We start from the raw sequence: 19165 nt of genomic DNA, 5'->3' as shown, positions 1-19165 counted from the left end.
TACATACCACCAGCCATTGAATCCCTACCCAGCCCCCCACTCACAAACGCCTGAACGCTGGGTATCGATCGCCTTTCATTTTAAATGACGGTTGACATTTATTATACATGTCGAGCATCATTTAAAAAAGCATGCGTTTTTGCCACAACCACAACCTAAGAGAGATTACGATGAAAGACACCACCTCGGTATTAATCACCGGCGCTTCAACGGGAATCGGCGCTGTTTATGCAGATCGTTTTGCCCGCCGTGGACACAACCTTATCCTGGTTGCCCGCGATACCACGCGTATGGCGGCGCTGGCTGAACGGCTGCGCGAGCAATATAACGTGAGCATCGACATCCTGCCGGCTGACCTCAGCCAGCCTTCAGAGGTCGAAAACGTGGCGCAGCGTCTGCGTGACGATGAGGACATCACCGTGCTGGTGAATAACGCCGGGATGGGTCTGTCAGGCAGCTTTACGTCGCAAACCGCTGCCGATATCGATCGGATGATAGCCGTAAATCTGTCTGCGGTTGTCCGCCTGGCGCACGCTGTGGCGCCACGTCTGGCTGCGGCCGGCAACGGCGCCATCATCAATATCGGTTCCGTCGTTGGGCTGGCTCCTGAACTCGGCCTGACGGCTTACGGCGCCACCAAAGCGTTTGTGCAGTTCCTCTCCCAGGGATTGAGCCTCGAACTTGCGCCGCAGGGGGTATATGTTCAGGCCGTGCTGCCCGCCGTGACGCGTACCGAAATATGGCAGCGTTCGGGGGCGGACATTACGACGATGAGCGGCGTGATGGAAGCTAGCGATCTGGTGGATGCGGCCCTTGCCGGTTTTGACCGCCGCGAACCGCTGACCATTCCCCCACTGCACGACGAACGGTTATGGACGGAGTTTGACCAGGCGCGTCAGGCGATGCTGCCAAACTTCCAGCAGGCGCAGCCGGCGCCACGTTATACCCGTGATACCGAGTAACCCGGCAATCTATCTCCTTTAAAGAGCGACGGACATACATGATGAAAGCACTACAGCTGAAAAGTTATGGTAAATCAGCCCAGTTACAGTTTGAAAATATCCCCCGACCGGCGATCAACGATGATGAGTTGCTGGTCAGGGTTTATGCCGCAGGGCTGAATGCGATCGACTGTATGATCCCGACAGGGAGTTTTAAACCCATTCTCAAGCTGACGCTGCCCGCGGTTATGGGCAGCGATCTGGCCGGAGTGATTGAGGAAGTCGGTAACAACGTCACCCGCTTCAAGCCGGGCGACGCGGTATTCGCCAGCCTGTTTGATATGGACCAAGGGGCGCTGGCGGAATATGCCGCGGTGCCTGAACGTGCCGCCGCCCTGAAGCCGGCCAGCCTTGATTTTATCGAGGCGGCGTCCCTCCCGATGGTTGCCCTGACCTGCTGGCAGGCCTTTTCGCGGGCGAAGTTAAGCGCCGGCCAGCGCGTCTTTATCCCTGCCGGTTCCGGCGGGGTTGGGACATTCGCCATTCAGCTGGCAAAACATCTTGGCGCCAGCGTCGGCACCACGACCAGTGCGGCCAACATGGAATTGGTCAGCGCTCTGGGGGCCGATGAGGCGATCGATTACAAGAAAACCGACTTTGATAAAATCCTGAGCAATTACGATCTGGCGCTGGCGACCGTCCGGGGTGACGGTCTTGAAAAAACGCTTGAGATCCTGAAACCCCATGGCGAGGTTGTTTCTCTCGTCGGTCCGCCGGATCTTCCGTTCGCCCGTCAGCGGGGAATGAATAGCGTGATGAAAGCGGTGTTCTGGCTGTTAAGCCGGAAAATCATCAGCCGCGCCGCCCGCCGCCAGATCCGCTACTCTTTCCTGTTTGTTTCGCCAAACGGCGACCAGCTATCAGAGATTGCCGCACTGATTGATGCCGGAAAACTGAAGCCGGTAATCGATAAGACTTTTTCATTTGCTGACAGCATCAACGCGCTGTCTTATCTCGCCGCAGGCCATGCAAAAGGGAAAGTTGTCGTGCAACTGACAGAGTCGCCGTCCGCATCCTGACAATAAACGCCCCGCATGTCGCGATCAGGCAGGTTATAAGAATTCCCTATGTCGCTATCAGATCAGTGGCGAGAACGGCATTCACCTAGACTGGGCGTGCAGAACCAGTGCGCTATCGCGGTACTTAGTGCTCACTCTGCTTCAGAGATAGACATCTTACAGCATGATATGGAGCAACTATGGGACACTCATCAAACAGAGGCGTTGTATACCAGGGGCCGGGAAACGTTGAGGTGATGGATATTGATGAACCAAAGTTCGTCAGCCCGTCAGGCAAGAAAATCGACCACGCGGTAATTCTCAAAGTTCTGTCGACCAACATTTGCGGTTCGGACCAGCATATGGTCCGCGGCCGCACCACCGCGCCGGCCGGCATGGTTCTGGGGCATGAAATCACCGGGGAAATCATTGAGAAAGGTTCCGATGTTGAAATGCTTAACGTCGGCGATATTGTCTCCGTCCCCTTCAATGTGGCGTGCGGCCGCTGCCGCTGCTGCCGCGAGCTTGATACCGGCGTGTGCCTGACCGTTAACCCGGCGCGCGCGGGCGGCGCCTTTGGCTATGTGGATATGGGCGGCTGGGTCGGCGGACAGGCCAAATACGTCATGGTGCCGTATGCCGATTTCAACCTGCTGAAATTCCCCGACCGCGATCAGGCGCTGGCAAAAATTCTGGATCTGACCATGCTGTCAGATATCCTGCCGACCGGCTTTCACGGGGCGATCACCGCCGGCGTGGGCGTCGGTTCTGTCACCTATGTCGCCGGCGCCGGCCCGGTGGGTCTGGCTGCTGCGGCCTCCGCGCAGATCCTGGGTTCAGCGGTGGTGATGGTCGGCGATTTCAATAAAGAACGCCTGGCGCACGCCGAAAGAATGGGCTTTGTGCCAATCGATTTAGGCAAACACGATCGGCTTGGCGAGATGATAGCCGAAGTGGTCGGCGTGCCGGAGGTCGATTCGGCCATTGATGCGGTGGGCTTTGAAGCCAAGGGCCACTCCGGTAAAGAACAGCCGGCGGTAGTGTTGAACAGCATGATGGACATTACCCGCGTGGCCGGCAATATCGGTATTCCGGGGCTGTATGTAACGGATGACCCGGGCGCCCATGAGCAGGCGGCGCGCGAAGGCTCGTTAAGCCTGAAGTTTGGTCTCGGCTGGTCCAAGGCGCAAACCTTCCATACCGGGCAGACGCCGGTTCTACGCTATAACCGGCAGCTGATGAATGCGATTCTGCATGACCGCCTTCCGATCGCCAAGATTGTGAATGCCAAGGTGATCCCGCTGGAAAGCGCCGCCGAGGGCTATGCCAGCTTTGATGCCGGCGTGGCGGCGAAATACGTTCTGGATCCCCACGGCATCCTCGCTTAATCACGATACGTTCACGTTTGTTCTGACAGTTAGCGGCGGGTCTGCTGCTATCTGTCAGATTATCCCGCCTTCACCCCGTGAACGGGCGGGCATACCCCGCCACGTTCACATCCTGCTAATCCGTTATCGGGGTTCCTGCCTGTTTTGCGCCCTCCGGGCGGATTTTGAACCAGATGGCATACATCGCCGGCAGGAACACCAGCGTGATGATGGTGCCGCCGAACGTGCCGCCGATGAGGGTATAAGCCAGCGTCCCCCAGAACACCGAGTGCGTCAGTGGGATAAACGCCAGAATTGCCGCCAGGGCGGTCAGCAACACCGGTCTGGCTCTCTGGATGGTAGCCTCCACCACCGCATGGAACGGCGCAAGCCCTTCCTGTTCGTTATGGTGGATCTGGCCAATCAAAATCAACGTGTTGCGCATCAAAATGCCCGACAGCGCAATCAGGCCAACCAGTGCATTAATGCCGAAAGGCTGGTTAAACAGCAGCAGCGTCGGCACCACCCCAATCAGCCCAAGCGGCGCGGTAAGAAATACCATCACCATCGCCGACATTGAGCGTACCTGCAGGATAATAATCAACAGCGTGATGGCAATCATGATCGGAAACAGCGGCGCCATCGCTTTGGTGGCTTTGCCGGACTCTTCAATTGCCCCTGCCTGCTCAATGCGGTATCCGGCCGGCAGTTTATCCACAATCGGCTGCAACTCTTTGGTTATCGCCGCAGACACATCCGGCGGCTGCAGGTTTTCAGCAATATCCCCGCGCACGGTAATCGTCGGAGTACGGTCCCGGCGCCGCAGTACGGGATCTTCCATTCGCACGTCAACCTCGCCAATCTGCGACAGCGGTACCCGCTGGCCGGCAGACCCCACCAGGGTAAAACCGGCTATTTTGGCCGGATCGAGCCTGATATCCCCCGCCGCGCGCCCCATGACCTGCACGGAACGAATGTCTTCGCGCACTTCGGTGATCGGCACGCCGGAAAGCAGAAACTGAAGCTGCTGGGCAACGGCATTTGATGTCAGCCCGACCGCCTGCAGTCGGTCCTGAACGAGCGTAAAATGCAGCGTCGGCACCCGCGGCCCCCAGTCGGTATTGACGGTCCTCATCATCGGGCTGGCCTGCATGACGGTTTTCACCTGCTTTGCGATCTCGCGCAGCCTGGCGGGATCCGGCCCCATAACGCGGTAGGCCACCGGATACGGGGAATACGGGCCAAACACCAGCTGCGTCACACGCACGCGGGCTTCAGACGCCAGCCCGTTGGCCGCCGCTTCACGCAGCCGGAACTTGAGCGCTTCACGCGCTTCCTGGCTGTCCGTCAGCACCACAATTTTGGCAAATGATGGATCGGGCAATTCTGGCGCCATGGCCAGATAGAAACGCGGCGACCCCTGCCCAATGTAAGCGGTGACAATTTTTGCTTCTTTCTGCTGATGCAACCAGTCTTCAATTTTCGCCGTTGCGGCATGGGTCTGTGCTATTGAGGTGCCATAAGGCATTTGTACCTCTACCAACACTTCCGGGCGATCGGAGGTGGGGAAAAATTGTTTTTTAACCAGCCCCATGCCGAGAATGGCCGCGGTAAATATGCCAAGCACGGCGCCTGCCACCAGCCATTTGCGCGCGATGACGCAGGTCAGCAGCCGGCGAAAACGGTTGTAATGACGCGTGTCGTAAATCGCCGCGTGGCCCCCTGCCACCGTTTTGATTTTCGGCAGCATTTTCACGCCCAGATAAGGCGTAAATACGACCGCCACCACCCAGGATGCAATCAGGGCGATGCCCACAATCCAGAACATGTTGCTGGTATACTCGCCGGCGGTGGACTGCGCAAAGCCGTTGGGCATAAAGCCAACGGCCGTTACCAGCGTACCCGCCAGCATCGGAGCCGCCGTATGGCTCCAGGCATAGGCGGAGGCTTTGATGCGGTCATAGCCCTCTTCCATTTTCACCACCATCATTTCGATGGCGATGATGGCGTCATCGACCAGCAGGCCCAGCGCCAGAATCAGTGAGCCCAGCGTGATACGGTCGAAGTTTTTGCCGGACGCCTCCATCACCACAAAGACGATCGCCAACGTCAGCGGTACCGCCGCGGCGACGACAACCCCCACGCGCCACCCCATACTGATAAAGCAGACCACCATCACCACCAGCAGTGCGACAAAGAATTTGATCATGAACTCATCGACGGCTGAGCTAATGTTGACGGACTGATCGGTGACCTTGGTCAACGCCATGCCCAGCGGCATATCCGCATTGATGTTGGCCGTTTCCGCATCCAGAGCCTTCCCCAGCTCCAGTCCGTTCCAGCCTTCGCGCATCACGATGCCGAGCAGCAGCGCCGGTTCCCCCTGATTGCGCACCAGGAAAGTCGCCGGATCTTCATAACCCCGTTCCACGGTTGCGACGTCTGAAAGCTGCAGGGTTCTGCCCTGTACGACGATGGGCGTCGCGCGGATCGCATCCAGCTTGTTGAAGGCGCCGTCCAGACGGATAAAGACCTGCGGCCCGCGCGCATCAATCGACCCTGCCGGCGTCAGGACGTTCTGACTGTTCAGCGCCGAGAAAATATCCTGAGGAGAAATACCCAGCGTCGCCAACCGGTCATGGGAGAAGGAAACAAAGATGCGCTCCGACTGCTCGCCGATAATATTGACCTTCTTAACCCCCGGAACGTGCAACAGCCGCTGGCGCAGTGATTCAGCATCACGCACCAGCAAACGCTGCGGCCCCCCTTCGCCTTCAGCGCGAAGAGCGCAAAGGTGACATCGGCAAATTCATCGTTGACCATCGGCCCGATGACGCCGGCCGGCAGGTTTTTTGCCTCATCATTAATTTTCTTGCGCGCCTGATAAAACTCTTCCTGCACCTGCGAAGGCGGCGTGCTGTCCTGCAGCGACAGCATGGTGAAGGCCATACCGGGGCGGGTGTAGGTTTCGCTGCGGTCATACCACTTCAGCTCCTGCAGACGCTTTTCCAGCGGTTCGGCAACCTGGTCCTGCATTTCCTGCGCCGTCGCTCCCGGCCAGGCGGAGATAATCGTCATCTGTTTGACTGTAAACGGCGGATCCTCCGCACGCCCCAGCCCAAAGAACGCGAGGATCCCGGCCACGGTAATCAGAATAATCAGGAATAAGGTGATGGAACGCTCGCGAACGGCAAGCGCCGAAAGATTAAAACGCCCGTCACTCATGGTTTGCTCCCGGCTACGCGGGCATCGCCCTGTTCAGCCATTCTGACGGTCTCGCCGTCATGCAGCAGATGCGCGCCCAGAGCAACCACCCGATCGCCGGGTTTGAGGTTACCGCTCACGCTTGCCGCATCGTCCCCCAGACTCAGCACCTGAACCGCCCGCCACGTCACCCTGGCAGGCTTGCCTGAAATACTCCAGACCCCCGGACCTTTACCCGGATCGTAGAGGGCGGCCAAAGGCACCTGCATAACATCGCGGGCTATTTTATCTTTCGCTATTTGCAGCGTAACGGTTGAACCCAGCGGCGCACCCGCCAGCGCACCTTCCAGCACATACCTCGCCTCGAAGGTGCGGGTCACCGGGTCGGCCGCATTGGACAGCAGGCGCAGTTTCGCCGCCACTGCCTGAGTATGGTTTCCGTATAGTGAGGCCCGCGCCTCGCTGCCGATAGCCGGCCGCAGCGTCTCGGGCAACTGCACGCTGGCCTCACGTTGCCCTGCTCTGGCGAGCCTGACCACCGGCTGCCCGGCACTGACAACCTGCCCCGGTTCAGCCAGCGTATCCATGACCACGCCGTCGGCATCGGCCAGCAATACGGTATATGCCGACGCATTTTTCGCTACGTCAGCCTGCGCCTGGGCGGCGCTGAGCTCTGCCCGGGCCGTGTCCGCGGCGGCTTTTATTTGGGCGTAGGCGGAGGCGGATACGGCGCCGGTAGCAACCAAACCGCGATAGCGCGCCTCATCACCCGCCGTCTGTCTGGCGCGCGCCCGTACGGCAGCAACCGCCTGTTGCTGAGCCTTGGCCTGTAGGTTCAGATCGGCAGGATCGAGACGCATCAACGGTTGCCCGCGCTCAACGCTCTGGCCGGTATCAACAAGACGCTCAAGGATTTTACCTGACACCCGGAAGCCAAGATCGCTTTGAGTCCGGGCAACGACAACGCCGGTGAACGCGCGGGAAGCATCGACGGCAGCGGCCACCGCCGCCGTTCTTACCAGAGGGGGCTGATTGCGCGGATCATCGCTCCCCGACGTGTCGCCGCATGCCGCCAGGGCAAAGGACAACGAACAAATGGCAATAGAGACAGGTTTGAGCCTGAGCATGGGTTCCCTTATTGAGGTAACAGGACAGTAACCGCATTCTCAGACTAGTGACCAATATTGTCAATAGTCACCAATCAAGGCGACAGGCTTCTCAGTATCAATGATGACAACAATACGGCAGCCGATGAGGCCGTTTCCAGGTTGTACTGCAGCTGAACCGGGTTGATGTAAGGCCGCATGACCAGGTATATCGCATGCGCCGCCTCATCCAACGGCGTTTTTCGCTCGAACTCGCCGTTCTGCCGGCCCTCAAGGATGATTTGCTCGATCAGTTGCCGCAGACGCTCCTCATGCGCCGCGGCTGAAGGCCAGCTGTCACGGGCAGCGACCGCAGCGATGTCATAAAGCTTGCGATCGTGAAAAAACAGGTCGCTGCCGGCTTCCGTCAGGGCTTTGAATAGGCGTCTCAGCTTCTCGGCGGCCGTCGGCGCATCGGCGATGGCCGCATGGACAATCTCCATGATCATCGCCAGCCGGTTACTGCAGATCACCTCGCCGATCGCCTGCTTGGAATCGAAAAACTTATAGATATACGCCTTGGAGAAACCGATCGCTTTGGCGAGATCGGACACGGTGGTTTTTTCGTAGCCAAAGTGCCCGAAATGCTCGGTGGCGGCGTCCACGACCTGATCGCGGACGCTGTGGTCCGCGGGGCCCCGCGCAGGGGTTGTATTGATATGTTTAGTCATTTATCCAGCTTAGCGTAATGCGCCCTGAGCGACAACAAGTGACCAGTTTGCGATAAGGTTACACGAATGTGTTCGACCCAGGGCTTCCCTATTATTCCTGTGGCGTGCTGTTACGTTGTGACCGGCAGGGGGAATTGTCCGTCGCCAAACGCCCCTCTACCGTGGAGCGGTTACCGCCCGGTTGCGGGCCACGATGCGATCGTGGGTCAGCGTTTCGCCCGCAGACATAAACTCATCCAGCAGCACATCCCTGTTTTTCGCTGCGCGGGCTTTATCCGCATGCTGCAGAGCCGCCTTTAGCTCGGCAGGAGACAATTCCGTACAATAGGCAGGCGTGCCGGGTTGCTGACGCCAGGATTCTGCCAGTTGGCCCGCATCGACAGGCTCGAATCCCGTGTCACTGACCAATGCCATGGCAATGGATTTGGCGTTTTCATCATCTCCGGCCACGGGAATCGCGATGCGTTCAGCGGCGCCGTCCGGCAAGCCTTTATCCGCCAGCGTGGCGGCAAGCACCGCATTCCACGCTTTGATCAGAGGCCGTCCGAGCTGCTCGCTGGCCCAAACGCCCTCCGGCTTGCCCTGCTCAATCTCGGCGATAGCGCCATCGCGGAACGGATAATAATTTGAGGTATCAATAATCGTCACGCCGGCTGGCGCGTTACTCAGCCAGGTCGCGACGTCGGTGTGGTTAGCAAACGGGATGGCCAGGATAATCACCTCGGCGTCACTGACGGCCTCTTCCCGGCTCACCGCCACGGCGTTGGCCTGGCGGGCGATATCAACGATCGTCGCCGGCCCCCTGGAGTTTGCCAGCTTCACGTGATGGCCGCAGGCAGAAAGTTTACTCGCCAGTGTCGCGCCGATGCTGCCTGCGCCAATAATGCTGATATTCATTGTAGGTCTCCTCAGTATCCTGAATCGTTTATGACTTATTCCGCTGCCGGATGCGCAAAGTCGTTGAGCGTATCGCGCAGCTGAACCAATCCTTCCTCCGTCAGCTGGCACGCCGAGCGGATTTTGTCGGTGACGGACCAGAGTTCCTCACGCAGCGCTTCGCCACCGGCGGTCAGCGTGATCAGCACCCGGCGTTCATCGCTCGGATCGCGCCGGCGCAATACCCTGCCCGAAGCCTCCAGCCGCTTTAGTAAAGGCGTTATCGTCCCGGTATCCATCCCCAGACTGTTACCCAGTTCCCCGACAGAACGCGGCGTCCCGCTGAACAGTTCCAGCATCACCAGATACTGCGGGAAAGTCAGCCCCAGCGGGTCGAGAAAAGGTTTGTGCATCCGGTGCATCCGGTTTGCCGCGCCGTACAACGCGAAAGAAAGCTCTGTGCCAATCCCCCGCGGCTCTCTTTTATTCATCGTCATCGCCAAAATCTGTTGGTTGATATTCTAGTGCACTAGATAAAGTAAGCGAATTCTCCCGCCATCAGCAAATAATATCAATGGATGATCGTGCGCTGCTGCGATAAACGGGCGCTGACGTTAAAGACCGTTACCGGTGGTAGTCATCCAGCAGACTGGAAATGGAAGACCGTAAATAGGCGTTAAACGTCCATTTAAACCGGATTAAAGAGGATCCTGAATAGACAGTTTGATAAGAATTTACCAATCCTTGTTAACAACAATGGACAGAAACGGTTTGCTCAAGTGATGACATTGTCAGTACAACCATCGGCCTGCCCTGGCGGATTCTGCAAACATGCGTACGGTCAGTGGCGCTTTGTTTTGCACCAACGGTTTATTGGTGAACCATTTCCTGAAGAACCATTCATGCCGCCACGGATAGTATTTGTCCCACTCTAGCGCCGAGACATCCACACCAAACACTTCATCGTATTTTCCGATGGCAAATTTCACCTCATCGTCCTCGGCGTATTCCTGCAGCGGGTCATCCAGTTCTAACGGGATAGTCTTAAACGTGAACGTCGCAAGAACCGATAGTTCCTCCCGAAAGAACGCCAGCACCTCCTCATCACTTACCATAACTTATCCTCTCCACGGGCAATTTTGTTGTAGCGCGTGGTAGCTTTTACCGTGATTTGGGCGATGTCATTGGCCAAAATCACCCAGCCAAGAACAGGCACGGCACGGCCAACAAACACCCCGAGGTTGTTAACCATTCTGACCTTGAACTTTAGGACTGATCCCTTTGTTACCGTCGGCAAAATTGCGCGTTTGAAGCGCACGTTTAGGTGCTTACGGAAGAATAACGATGCGTGTGACGTGCCCGGTGTCGCGGTGCTTGGTTTACCGGGGACGGGTATCGAATTATCACCCAGAATTAAAGCCGCAACGCCTAAAACATCTTGAACGCCTAACTGCTCTTCAACGGTATCCATACCTATTCCCTCAACTCAGCATGCTCGCAACATAACCAATGATGACGGGGTTTTCAATGTGTTGTTTCGCTACATCGCCAAACCCGCCCCACTTTGCACGTGCAAAAAAACAACAGACGTGCCAACATAGCCAAATCAGTGGCTTAAAGCTTACAAGGGTACGATATGGGGCTGGGAATCAAGGCGTTAATCGGTGCGCTGGTGGTCATTCTGATCGGCGTATTATCCAAATCACGCAACTACTATATTGCCGGTCTGGTTCCCCTTTTTCCTACCTTCGCCCTGATCGCCCACTATATTGTCGGCACTGAGCGTTCTCTGGAAGATTTACGCACCACCATCCTGTTTGGCATGTGGGCGGTGTTCCCCTACATGGCCTACCTGGTTTCGCTCTATGTGCTGCTGGGCTATGTCAGACTGCCGACGGCGCTGACTGCCGCGGTGGTGTGCTGGCTGGTCGCCGCCTGGCTGCTGATTCTGGCCTGGAACCGCTGGCACGGCCAGGGATAATACGGCCATGCGCCATTCCCCCGCTCAATGCGAAGAGACAAACGCTGAAGGCGTCATCGACGCGGGTATGGCGAAGGTGCGTTTCATTCGCTCAACCTCTTGCAGCGGCGTCAGCCCGAACAGGCGCTTGAATTCACGGCTGAACTGCGAAACGCTCTCATAACCCACCCGGACGCCGGCGGCCGACACCGTAAAGTTATTGCGCAGCATCAGCAGGCGAGCCTGATGCAGCCGCGTCGATTTCAGGTATTGTATCGGCGAAGTATTGGTCACAGTTTTGAAATGGCTGTGGAAGGTCGGCACGCTCATGCCGGCTTCCTGCGCCAGCGCCGTCACATCCAGATGTGAAGCGTACTCGGCGTGCAGCTTGCGCAAGGCTTTCGCCACCTTGCCAAACTGGCCCTGCATCGTGAGCGCGCTTCTCATCACCGGCCCCTGTTCGCCGCTCAGCACCCGGTAGTAAAGTTCCCGCAGCATCGACGGCCCTAACATCTCCGCATCCAGCGGCGACGCCATAATCTGCAGAAAACGCAGTACGGAACGGCTGAGCGGCGCATCCATGCGGCTCGACATCATACTGCGCGGGGCGTCGGTATCGGCAACACCGCGGCCATCCAGCGCCAGCATCAGGTCGGCGGCCAAGTTAAAATCCAGCCGGATGTAAATCGCCAGCATCGGTTCCGCCGCGCTGGCGTCCGTTTCCATGGTGAACGGCACCGGCACCGAGACCATCAGGTAATGCTGCGCATCATACAAATAGACATCATTTCCCAGAAAACCGCGCTTGCTTCCCTGCACCACAATCACGATCCCCGGCTCATACAGCACCGGCGTGCGCAGCAGCGGCCGGTTGGAACGTAAAAAACGGACATCGGGCAACGCGGTGAGATTATAGCCTTCATGCGGCGTCAGACGATCCAGCAGCGTAACCATCTGGCGGCGGATCTGTCGGGATGTGTGTGTCATAGCGCCTGTGCTAACCGTGGGAGGGATTTCCAGTGTGCCACTGCGGTTCTGACACGTCCAGCCCGCTCATAGGAATAGGCAAAACACCGAGAGGATCCGGGCTACGCGCAACGCTTCCCCCGCCGTATGCTGGCGGCTCCACATAACGGAGGGAATACCTGATGACATCAGCAAAGTTATTGTTTATCACCGGCGTCAGCAGCGGGTTTGGCCGCGCGCTGGCGGAACAGGCGCTGCAGGCCGGGCACCGGGTCGTCGGCACGTTAAGAAATGAACAGGCTAAAGAAGCGTTCGAGGCGCTGTCGCCCGGCCGGTGTTTCGGCAGGATCCTGGACGTTACGGACTTCAGCGCCATTCCGCCGCTGGTTGACGCCGTAGAGCAGGACATTGGCGCCGTCGATGTGCTGGTCAATAACGCCGGTTACGGCCATGAAGGCGTGATGGAAGAGTCACCCATGGATGATATGATCAAGCAGTTTAACGTCAACGTCTTTGGCGCCGTCGCGCTGATTAAAGCGTTTCTGCCCTATTTCCGCGCACGACGTGCGGGCCATATTCTTAACATCACCTCAATGGGCGGATTTATCACCATGCCCGGCATCAGTTACTACTGCGGCAGCAAGTTCGCTCTGCAGGGCATTTCAGAAACGTTAACGCAGGAGCTGAAGCCATTTAATATTGCCGTGACGGCCGTTCAACCGGGATCTTTCCGCACCGATTGGGCCGGGCGTTCCATGGTGCGTGCGGCACGCAGCATCAGCGATTACGACCGCAGCTTCGATCCCATCCGTGAGACGCGCATGAAGCGCAGCGGCCATCAGCCCGGCGACCCGGTTAAAGCGGCCAGTGCCATTCTGCAGTTACTTGACAGCCCCGCGCCCCCGACGTCGCTGCTGTTGGGGAGTGATGCCGTGACGCTGGTCAGGGACAAGCTGCGGCGGATGATCACCGAGATCGATACCTGGGAAGCGGCCAGTTGCTCGACTGACGGTTGACACGGCGCTCTGATTCCCCGCGCAGCGCTCGCCCGTATGCGCAATCGCGACCAGGGTTGGCGCAACGGTAAAGCCTTACCTATGATTAAACGCAAACGTCTCAAGGGCAGGTTGTCTTTTAAACGCGGGGAATCACATGCGAACGGTATTGTTTACGGCGGCAGTAGTACTTTTATCCGGATGCGGGCTCAGTGACGAACTTGATGCGATCACGCTGGAAAATCACCAAAAAGTCTGTGACGGCTATGGTTTTACCCGGGGAACCGAGGCGTACGCCAATTGCCTGATGCGGCAGGATGAACTCGAAGATGCCGATGAACAGCGCGCCTTGGACCGGGAGGCGAGAAAGAAAAAATAGCCCTTCAGGCGCTGCCAGCCAACCCTGTGGGCAGCGCGTTTTCAGCAGGTGGCGGAGGTGTTTTTCGCTATGCCTGACTCCATTTTTTATACTCCAGGCCACCAAACAACGCGAGACCCGCAAATGAGAACAACAGCACTGGCGTTTACCCTCCCGCTCTTCTTATTTACCGACCTGGCCAGCGCCGCTGACGGTTGCGCACCGCTGAAAACCACGATTAATGCAGACAACAGGCATGTTTATCAGGAATTGGTCCAAAGCGCGTTAACCGAAAAAGTAAAGTTGGCAACCATCGACATCACCGAGGTGCTGGCCGAAGATAAATGGCTGGCCGTTTTTGCATCCACGGAGATCTCCGATCCCGGCGTGTTTTTCTTTAACGACAATAAATTTATTGATGTCTGGGGCGGGATGGTGGAAGCAAAAGAAAAACGCACGGTAACCCAATGGACACATGGCCTGCACGTACCGGGGACATTAACGCAATGTTTCTTTAAGGGCATTGTGATTAAGTAGGCAGTATCCGTTACTCAGCACCAGAACGGTAATTTCCCTATCGCCGCTCTGGCCGTTTCGCGCAGCGCCACCTCGCCGGCTGCGTTTGTCCGACTAACTAAACGCCACCCAGCTGGCGCCGTTGTCTGCCGAGCGGACGCAGTTTTCCACCCAGCGCACCCCCATTACGCCGGCGTTCACATCGGGATACCAGAAGTCTTTCAGCAGCGCTTCATCGTGACGATCGCTGGCGTCCATGGCGACGGCAAAGCGGCGATACAGATTCGACCAGGCTTCGAACAGCCCTTCCGCATGGCCGCCGCCGATGCGATCGTCCTGCAGCGCCAGCGCGTCCAGATAGCCCATGCCGCGCTCCAGAATGCGCACCGGCTCGCCCTGCACTTCAAACCGCAGCTGGTTGGGCTGTTCATCCCACCACTCCAGGCTGGCCTTTTCACCGACGATGCGGATTTTCTGCCCGTGCATCGAACCGCTGTTGACCGCCGAACACCACAGTGAACCGATGGCGCCGTTATCAAATTCCATCAGGACATGGGCATTATCTTCCAGCGGCGCTCGGCTTTTGACAAAACTCTGGCGCGAACACATCAGGCGCTGAATCTTCAGCATCGGCGCCATGGTCTCCGCGAGGAATAAAGTATGGGTCGCCAAATCACCCAACACATAGCTGGGGCCGACAAAGCGCGGATCAACGCGCCAGCGGGTGCTGGGGTTGTCCTGCTCAACCGGCTGGGCGTGGAAACCATGACAGAATTGCATATTAACGATGCGGATCTCGCCGAGCTGTCCGTCGGCAATCATCTGCCGCGCCTGCAAAATCAGCTGATGGCCGGCATAGCCGTAGGTCACGCCGATAATTTTATTCTGCCGGCGGCTCAGCGCGGCCAGTTCCTCAGCTTCCTGGCTGCTGAAGCACAGCGGCTTCTCACAGACCACATGCAGACCGGCCTCCAGCGCCGCACGGCAAATGGCATAGTGCGTGTTATTGGGGGTCGCGATGGAAACTGCCTCAATGCCGTCTTCCCGCGCCGCCTCCGCCTGAAACATCGTCTGAAAATCCGCATAGCAGCGCTCCACCGGCACCCCCAGGCTTACGCCAAATGCGCGTCCGCGCTGCGCATCAATATCGAAAGCGCCGGCCAGCAGCGTAAACGTGCCGTCGCGCAGCGCGGCGGAACGGTGAATATAGCCAATCTGACTGGTGCCGCCGCCGCCCACCATGCCCCAGCGCAGCGATCTCTCCAGTGGTTTAACGCCATTAATCATACTGCTGTCTCCTGTTTAAAACCGACGGACTGTAAGTAACGCAAACTTTCGCTAACGTCGCGCAGGCTGCCCTGCGCATTACGCGGGTCACGCTCCTGTTCAATGGTGATCCAACCCTGATAGCCGCGCTCGCGCAGAAAAGCCTGCAGCGCCGGATAGTCGATAGCGCCCTGGCCCAGCGGGCACATCACGCCTTCGGCACAGGCGCTAAAAAAGTCCACGCCGCTGGCCAGCACGCGCCGGAATACCGCCGCATCGACGTCTTTGAAGTGCAGGTAATCAATACGGTCGAAGTATTTATCCAGCCAGGTTAGCGGATCCATGCCGGAATAGTAGAGATGGCCGGTATCCAGACACAGCCCGGCGGTCTGGTGTGGGATCTGCGCGGCCAGCCTGGCGATTTCATCGGCGAACTCGATGCTGCCGCCGGCGTGCGGATGGATCACCGGACGCACGCCATATTGCCGCCAGGCGATATCGCTGATGGTATTGATATGGCCTATCATCCGTTGCCAGTCGGCATCGCTCAGGCGCGGCGCGCGCTGGGAGTGTCCGGCAAACTTCGCCCGCTGCGGATTGCCAAAGTCGATAATCACCAGATACGGCGCCGGGTAGCGACTGCCGGCAATTTTCCGGGCGCTCGGCACATGCGACAGGTTGCGGCAGATGTTGTGCGTCAGTTCGACAATCCGGGCAAAGTTGGTTTCGCTGACCAGGTCATCAAAGATGGTGCCGGCAACCAGCGACAGGCCATGTTGCCGCAGCGCGGCGCACAGTTCATCGGCTTGCGTGGGCAGATAGCGCCACGGCCCCAGCTCGATGCTGGCGTAACCGGCGGCGGCGGCCTCACGCAATACCTGGCTCCACGGCGGCAGGTGCGGGTTATCGGGATCGTCTACGCCCCAGCTGCACGGCGCATTGGCAATATGTATGGTCATCATCGGGTCCTTATCTACGGGTTACCGGGCCAGCGTTTTGGCTGCCTTCGGCGTTTTCTCAAAGCGTTCCAGCACCAATTGCTCCATCTTTTCCAGCGCCACGCCTTTGGTTTCGGGCAACAGCGCTTTCACAAACCACCACGACAGCAGTGAGCAAGCAGCGAACAGCAGCAGCGGGAAGCCCCCGTGGAAGGTTTCGCGGAGGTACGGGTTCATATTCATCATCGGGAAAGACTGGCTGACCAGAAAGTTGGCGGCCCACATGGCACCGATGGACACGCCCATGCCGGCGGCGCGCAGACGGTTGGGAAAGATCTCGCCGATCACCGTCCATACCACCTGCGCCCAGGTGGCGCCGAACAGGAACATAAAGCCGAACAGACCGAACACCGATGCAAACCCTTTCACGTCGTAATAGAACGTGGCAAAAGTCAGCAACAGACAGACGGCAGAACCCAGCGATCCCACCAGCAACAGCAGCTTGCGGCCAATTTTGTCGATCAACAGCATGCCGCACAGCACACCGGCAAATTGCAGCACCGCCAGCCAGATGGTCATAAACATTGCCTGCTGCATATCACCGGTGACATTCATCAGCAGCGACGGGCCGAAGTACTGGATCACGTTAATGCCGGTCAGCTGATTAAATACCGCCAACCCGATGCCGAGCACCAGAAAGATCAGGTTACGGCGGTTAACGTTGAGTTTTTCCGTAGGCGCAGGTTGCCCCTGCAGTGATTGCCGAATTTCACCGAGCACCCGCGCGGCGTGTTCGGCGTTGGAAATGCGCGTCAGCGTCTGCAGCGCCTGCGGCTCACGCCCCGCCATCATGTTCCAGCGCGGGGATTCCGGGATAAACCCGACGAAGATAAAGAACAGCAAGCACGGCAGGAACGCCGAGCCCAACATCCAGCGCCAGCCGCTATCGGCCAGCCACGCCGGTGACGCATCCCTGGCGATCAGATAGTTGCTCAGCAACACCAATACCTGTCCGCCGACGCAGCAGATCATATGCATGGTCATGGCCCGGCCGCGGTAATCCTTCGGCGCTACTTCGGCAATATAAACCGGAGAAACCACCGAGGCGATGCCGATACCCACCCCGCCGAGAATGCGGAACAGCACGAACATCGTGAAATTTTGCGCCAGTGCGGTGCCCAGCACGGAAATGATAAACAGTACGGCGGTCAGAATCAGGATCGTTTTTCTGCCAAAACGATCGGCCAAGCCCCCCGCGACCAGACAGCCGACCACGCAGCCGATAATGACATTAGCCACCGCCCAGCCGGTTTCCGCCGGCGTAAGCTGATAATGACGACTCAGCGGTTCAATCGCGCCGGAAATCACCGAGGAATCATAGCCAAACAGCAGCCCGCCCAGCGCCGCCACACAGCAAATGGCCATCACGTAGCGGATATTATGTTTTGTGCCTGAAGCCTTCATGCCGTTCACCCTGTCGAGGAAATGCCCTCAGTATTGAATGAAAATTTCATTGTCAGCAACGATGAAATTTTCATTTTTTGACGAGAGTCATATTTATTTTGATAGTCTAGATGATGGTTTTTTATCAAAAATAGCGACAAACCAGCGCCACTCCACGCATGAAGCGTGGAGCGATGACAAGGTGAAGGTTTTTTACGGAATCAGAGGTTTTCTTTGGTGATGATATCAAACGGCTGGAGAGCGCTGATAAAGCCGCCCGGCGTCTGCAGCGCGGCATTGACGAAGGTGCGTATCACCGCCGTCGCCAACCCGTCCAGCCGCTGCGACAGCATCACATCCACGCTGCCGTCGATCAGCGCCAGTTCGCCGCCCTGAACCGGGCCATGGCAGACCAGCATCACCTCCTGCTGCCTGCCGTATTGGCGCAGTGCGTCGATGATGCCTTCCACGCCGCCGCACGGCGCATAGAGAGCCGTCAGCGCGGGGTACTGCTGCAGCAGGCGTTCCGTGACGGCAAACGCCTGCTGCTGTTGCTCATGGCCCAGCACCGGCTCCAGTACCCTTCGCCCTTTACCCTGCTCCCGCAGATAGGAGCGAAAGCTGATCTCACAGGTCTCCTGACACATAAACCGGTTATCGCCAATGATAATCCCGATGTCGCCGTCGGGCCGGCTCATACGGTCAATGGCCCAGGCGGCGGTACGCCCCATTTTTTGGTTGTCCATGCCGATATAGCCCGTCCGCCCTGGTGCGGACAGATCCGAAAACAGCGTGAAAACCTGTACCCCTCTGGCGACCGCCTGCTCCACGGCATGGCGAATCAGCGGGTTATCCAACGCGACCAGGCCGATGACATCCACCTGTTCGCTGAGCTGCTCAATGGCCGCCACGGTATGTTCAATGGCGTTAATATCGTGATGGATAAATATCGGCGCCTGTTGTGAGTGATGGTAAGGTGCCGCATGCTGCTGCAGCGCCTCGCTCAGCAGGTGATAAAAAGAGTGCGATTCGCGCAGCAGAATAAAACCCATTTTCAGGCTGACCGCTGACTTGCCGGCCACCAGTCGGTAATGGGATTGCTCCAGATTAAAGCCCAGCCGCCGGGCGGTCTCCAGCACCTTACGTTCCGTACCCGGCCTCACCGGCGCCCGGTTGTTCAACACCCGGTCAACCGTGGCGATCCCCACCTGCGCCTGCCTGGCGATCTCCGCCAGCGTCACTTTTTTTGCCGCCATCGCTCTTCCAACATGAGATAAATGATAAGAAATTATCAGAAGACGTTACGCGAAAAACAGCCATGGCGCCATGACTTTACCCGGGGATTGCGAGGTCGGCCACGGAGAACGACAACGAGCGGTTTATTGCCTCGTTGAGGTAGGAACTGGCGGTAGGGAGATTTCAGTAAGCAAAAGGCATTGCTTCGCGATTCTGCAGGGTAAT

Annotated in this window: 17 protein-coding genes and 2 pseudogenes; 7 read left to right on the top strand and 12 right to left on the bottom strand. The window is 57.9% G+C overall.

All coding sequences use genetic code 11. The features are described 5' to 3' along the window. The first annotated feature begins 170 nt into the window (after positions 1-170). The 3 genes from FO014_RS21715 (at position 171) to fdhA (ending at position 3387) form a co-directional block, all read left to right on the top strand. Positions 171-962, top strand: a complete 792-nt coding sequence (locus FO014_RS21715; RefSeq protein ID WP_160031027.1) for an SDR family NAD(P)-dependent oxidoreductase — start codon at positions 171-173, stop codon at positions 960-962. Positions 963-1003: 41 nt separating this feature from the next. Beyond that, the gene (locus tag FO014_RS21710; protein ID WP_160031460.1) at positions 1004-2020 is read left to right on the top strand and encodes an NADP-dependent oxidoreductase; all 1017 of its coding nucleotides are present in this window, start codon (positions 1004-1006) and stop codon (positions 2018-2020) included. A gap of 236 nt (positions 2021-2256) precedes the next feature. Continuing rightward, positions 2257-3387 (top strand): formaldehyde dehydrogenase, glutathione-independent, encoded by a 1131-nt coding sequence (fdhA, locus tag FO014_RS21705; RefSeq protein ID WP_232251682.1) that lies wholly within the window; start codon positions 2257-2259, stop codon positions 3385-3387. Positions 3388-3502: 115 nt separating this feature from the next. On the opposite strand, the pseudogene FO014_RS21700 reads toward fdhA, so the two are convergent. From FO014_RS21700 to FO014_RS21670, 7 genes and pseudogenes are all read right to left on the bottom strand, one after another. Then, positions 3503-6591, bottom strand: a pseudogene (locus FO014_RS21700) (efflux RND transporter permease subunit). Continuing rightward, positions 6588-7697 (bottom strand): efflux RND transporter periplasmic adaptor subunit, encoded by a 1110-nt coding sequence (locus tag FO014_RS21695; protein WP_160031026.1) that lies wholly within the window; start codon positions 7695-7697, stop codon positions 6588-6590. The pseudogene FO014_RS21700 and the gene FO014_RS21695 overlap by 4 nt, the downstream one beginning before the upstream one ends. A gap of 74 nt (positions 7698-7771) precedes the next feature. After that, on the bottom strand, positions 7772-8386 hold the full coding sequence (locus tag FO014_RS21690; protein ID WP_105231206.1) for a TetR/AcrR family transcriptional regulator: 615 nt from the start codon (positions 8384-8386) through the stop codon (positions 7772-7774). A 156-nt stretch (positions 8387-8542) separates the two neighbouring features. Next, positions 8543-9283 (bottom strand): NADPH-dependent F420 reductase, encoded by a 741-nt coding sequence (locus FO014_RS21685; RefSeq protein ID WP_232251550.1) that lies wholly within the window; start codon positions 9281-9283, stop codon positions 8543-8545. 35 nt (positions 9284-9318) lie between these two features. Continuing rightward, positions 9319-9675, bottom strand: a complete 357-nt coding sequence (locus tag FO014_RS21680) for a MarR family winged helix-turn-helix transcriptional regulator (RefSeq protein WP_234008571.1) — start codon at positions 9673-9675, stop codon at positions 9319-9321. Between the two features lie 378 nt (positions 9676-10053). Then, a complete protein-coding gene (locus FO014_RS21675; RefSeq protein ID WP_160031025.1) occupies positions 10054-10377 on the bottom strand; it encodes a DUF1493 family protein in 324 nt (107 codons plus the stop codon). Then, positions 10371-10733 (bottom strand): annotated as a pseudogene (locus FO014_RS21670) (STM2901 family protein); the annotation flags it as partial. The gene FO014_RS21675 and the pseudogene FO014_RS21670, both read right to left, overlap by 7 nt. 165 nt (positions 10734-10898) lie before the next feature. Here FO014_RS21670 and FO014_RS21665 point away from each other — a divergent pair. Beyond that, positions 10899-11243, top strand: a complete 345-nt coding sequence (locus FO014_RS21665) for a GlpM family protein (RefSeq protein WP_160031023.1) — start codon at positions 10899-10901, stop codon at positions 11241-11243. A 24-nt stretch (positions 11244-11267) separates the two neighbouring features. On the opposite strand, the gene FO014_RS21660 is transcribed toward FO014_RS21665, so the two are convergent. After that, the gene (locus FO014_RS21660) at positions 11268-12209 is read right to left on the bottom strand and encodes an AraC family transcriptional regulator (RefSeq protein WP_160031022.1); all 942 of its coding nucleotides are present in this window, start codon (positions 12207-12209) and stop codon (positions 11268-11270) included. A gap of 161 nt (positions 12210-12370) precedes the next feature. On the opposite strand from FO014_RS21660, the gene FO014_RS21655 reads away from it, so the two are divergent. The 3 genes from FO014_RS21655 to FO014_RS21645 all read left to right on the top strand — a co-directional run bounded on the left by FO014_RS21655 (position 12371) and on the right by FO014_RS21645 (position 14078). Continuing rightward, positions 12371-13204, top strand: coding sequence for an oxidoreductase (locus tag FO014_RS21655; protein ID WP_160031021.1), 834 nt, complete (start codon positions 12371-12373; stop codon positions 13202-13204). A 136-nt stretch (positions 13205-13340) separates the two neighbouring features. Next, complete coding sequence (locus tag FO014_RS21650) at positions 13341-13562, top strand: hypothetical protein (RefSeq protein WP_105231212.1); 222 nt, start codon at positions 13341-13343, stop codon at positions 13560-13562. A 69-nt stretch (positions 13563-13631) separates the two neighbouring features. Continuing rightward, entirely contained in the window at positions 13632-14078 is a 447-nt protein-coding gene (locus FO014_RS21645; RefSeq protein WP_246168021.1) for a hypothetical protein, read from the top strand. Between the two features lie 93 nt (positions 14079-14171). Here FO014_RS21645 and FO014_RS21640 read toward each other — a convergent pair whose 3' ends face one another. The 4 genes from FO014_RS21640 to FO014_RS21625 all read right to left on the bottom strand — a co-directional run bounded on the left by FO014_RS21640 (position 14172) and on the right by FO014_RS21625 (position 18960). Next, a complete protein-coding gene (locus tag FO014_RS21640; RefSeq protein WP_160031020.1) occupies positions 14172-15344 on the bottom strand; it encodes a Gfo/Idh/MocA family protein in 1173 nt (390 codons plus the stop codon). Further along, positions 15341-16282 carry a TIM barrel protein gene (locus tag FO014_RS21635; protein WP_160031458.1) on the bottom strand — a complete coding sequence of 314 codons (942 nt, stop codon included), beginning with the start codon at positions 16280-16282 and terminating at the stop codon, positions 15341-15343. Before FO014_RS21635 ends, FO014_RS21640 begins: the two co-directional genes overlap by 4 nt. A gap of 21 nt (positions 16283-16303) precedes the next feature. Beyond that, positions 16304-17725 (bottom strand): sugar porter family MFS transporter, encoded by a 1422-nt coding sequence (locus FO014_RS21630; RefSeq protein WP_160031019.1) that lies wholly within the window; start codon positions 17723-17725, stop codon positions 16304-16306. A 200-nt stretch (positions 17726-17925) separates the two neighbouring features. After that, on the bottom strand, positions 17926-18960 hold the full coding sequence (locus FO014_RS21625; RefSeq protein ID WP_160031018.1) for a LacI family DNA-binding transcriptional regulator: 1035 nt from the start codon (positions 18958-18960) through the stop codon (positions 17926-17928). Between the last annotated feature and the right edge of the window lie 205 nt (positions 18961-19165).

The organism is Serratia rhizosphaerae (genome assembly GCF_009817885.1).
GTDB lineage: Bacteria > Pseudomonadota > Gammaproteobacteria > Enterobacterales > Enterobacteriaceae > Serratia_B > Serratia_B rhizosphaerae.
This window is presented reverse-complemented; position numbering and strand designations above follow the sequence as displayed.